Consider the following 2,535-nt stretch of genomic DNA (forward strand, 5'->3'; position numbering starts at 1 on the left):
GAACGAAACCGCTCGCGCGGTAGGGGGCCACGGCTAGGCGTGAGAGGTTCAGAGAAGCCCGCAGCGCAGTTCCGTATGTTGGAGGTCGAGGCAATCCGCCTCGTTCTCCAACGGAGCTGCATCATGACCTCCAATCAACTGGGCGTCAGCCCTCTGCGTCAGCGTATGACGGACGACATGCGCATGCGCCAGCTTTCTCCCAAGACACAAACGGGTTACCTGCGCATTGTGCGTGAGTTCGCTCGATACCTCAAACGCTCACCCGACACGGCGACTGTCGAAGACCTGCGAAACTACCAGTTATATTTGGTCGATCGCGGGACGTCTCCCGTCTCCCTGAATGCCGCGATCACCGGGCTGAAGTTCTTCTTCGAGATCACGCTTCAGCAGCCGGAATTGATGGCTAGGATGCAGCCGGTGCGCGTGCCGCGCATACTGCCGGTTATCCTCAGCCCTGACGAGGTCCGACGACTGATTGCGGCAACAGGTAATTTAAAGCATCAGACGGCGTTGTCGCTGGCTTACGGCACAGGGTTGCGCGCCGGCGAAGTGGTCGCGCTCAAAGTGGGCGACATCGATAGCCAGCGCATGACGCTGCGCGTCGAACAAGGCAAGGGCCGCAAGGATCGCTATGCGATGCTCTCGCCGGTGCTGCTCGAACGCTTGCGAGTTTGGTGGCGCGTGGCCCGCGCCCAAGGCAAGATGCCCGATGGCGGCTGGTTATTTCCAGGACTCGATCCTGTCGACCCACTGACGCCTCGGCAACTTAATCGCGCGATTCGCGCCGCTGCCGAAGCCGCGCAGATCGACAAACGCGTATCGATGCATACGTTGCGCCACAGCTTCGCGACGCACCTGCTCGAGCAGAAGGTGGATATTCGCGTGATTCAGGTACTGCTTGGCCACAAGAAGCTCGAAACGACAGCGCTCTACGCGCAGGTCGCTACCGACTTGCTGCATGAAGTCGTCAGTCCGCTGGAGCGCCTGCGCCTCGAATAACGGCCGCGCGGACCGATCCAATGCTAGAGGTCGCGGACATCTTCCGCACCTGCGGGCCCACGTGGCGAAGCACGGTAGCACTGAGCCTAGGACAGCTGAAGGTGATGTCGGCCATCGAACAGTGCCGCAGCGCGGCGCTGGGCGGGCATGTGCTGCGTTGTTCAGGCTGCTTGCGAACCGAGATCGCCTATAACTCATGTCGGAATCGCCATTGCCCGAAGTGTCAGGCAAGTGCCGCACGCCGTTGGCTCGAGGCGCGAGAAGCCGATCTGCTGCCCGTGGAGTACTACCATGTTGTCTTCACGCTCCCCGCACCGATCAGTGCGATCGCCTGGTATAACAAGCGCGTCATCTACGGGCTGCTGTTCGACATCGCCGCCGAGACGCTACGCACTATCGCGGCGGACCCTAAGCATCTGGGCGCCGACATTGGCGCCACGCTCGTGCTGCATACCTGGGGCTCAGCGCTCACACATCATCCGCATGTGCACGGTATTGTTCCTGGCGGAGGCCTGTCAGCAACCCGCGATCGCTGGATCGCCTGTCGGCCCGGTTTCTTTCTGCCGGTGCGTGTGCTCTCGCGTTTGTTTCGTAGGCGCTTCCTCGAAGCGCTCATGGATGCTCATCAGCGCGGATGGCTTCAGTTCTTCGGCGAGTATGCGCAGCTTGCTGATCGAACGATCTTCGCGCAGTGGCTCGCGCCGCTGCGCGCTTCTGAATGGTTCGTGTATGCCAAGCGTCCGTTCGCGGGTCCTGAAGCAGTGCTCGCCTACCTCTCACGTTATACCCATCGCGTCGCGATCTCCAACCAACGCCTGCTCGCCTTCGATGGACGCAGCGTGCGCTTCCGCTGGAAAGACTACCGAGAGAAGGGCCGTACTCGCTATAAAGCGATGACGCTCGAATCCGGCGAGTTCATGCGCCGCTTCCTGCTCCATGTGTTGCCCGGTGGCTTCCATCGCATCCGCCATTACGGGTTGCTCGCCAACCCAGTGCGCCGCGCCAACCTAGCCAAGATTCGCACGCTGCTCGGCGTTGGACCCAAACTCAGCCCGTCACCGCACGACGCAGTCATCGTCGATCGACCGACGTTCATCTGCTGCCATTGTGGCGCGCCGATGCTCGTCATCGACATTCTGAAGCGCACCGTACCGATTCGCGCACCGCCAAAGGCAGCACAGCGATGAGCGCCTCACGTCGATCCGCAGTTCAACCGTCAGCTTTGCGTCAGCGAGGCCGAAGAGTGGACGATTGTGCCTTCGGTGTCATGCACCGTTGCACAGACGTACTCCGAACTCGAAATCGCACGCGGCATCGCCTCCATTGCCGCATCCACGCCTCTCCGGGCGCTCGCATCACCTGCCATCGACCCGCAACAAAGATCGGTCAGATTGATCAATCACCATAGTGAAGAAGTTGGCCGCATCGGACCACTCCGCGGTTTCTTTCCTCGAGGTTTATTCAACGCCTGCCCGCACGCGTTGTCCTTGCCTCACGCGCTCATGGTCGAGGGCAGGCATCGAACAAACCTAAACG

General features: G+C 61.0%; 2 protein-coding genes. Both read left to right on the top strand.

All coding sequences use genetic code 11. The features are described 5' to 3' along the window. Positions 1-123 precede the first annotated feature (123 nt). Positions 124-999, top strand: coding sequence for a site-specific integrase (locus tag NCR38_RS10635; protein WP_250477019.1), 876 nt, complete (start codon positions 124-126; stop codon positions 997-999). Positions 1,000-1,019: 20 nt separating this feature from the next. Further along, complete coding sequence (locus NCR38_RS10640; protein ID WP_250477020.1) at positions 1,020-2,186, top strand: IS91 family transposase; 1,167 nt, start codon at positions 1,020-1,022, stop codon at positions 2,184-2,186. Positions 2,187-2,535: the final 349 nt, after the last annotated feature.

The sequence above is a fragment of the Caballeronia sp. INML1 genome, from assembly GCF_023631085.1.
Lineage (GTDB): Bacteria > Pseudomonadota > Gammaproteobacteria > Burkholderiales > Burkholderiaceae > Caballeronia > Caballeronia turbans.

Bases quoted from the DNA above. Each gene is read 5' to 3' on its own strand.
- NCR38_RS10635 (WP_250477019.1), top strand. From the start codon at position 124: ATGACCTCCAATCAACTGGGCGTCAGCCCTCTGCGTCAGCGTATGACG.
- NCR38_RS10640 (WP_250477020.1), top strand. From the start codon at position 1,020: ATGCTAGAGGTCGCGGACATCTTCCGCACCTGCGGGCCCACGTGGCGA.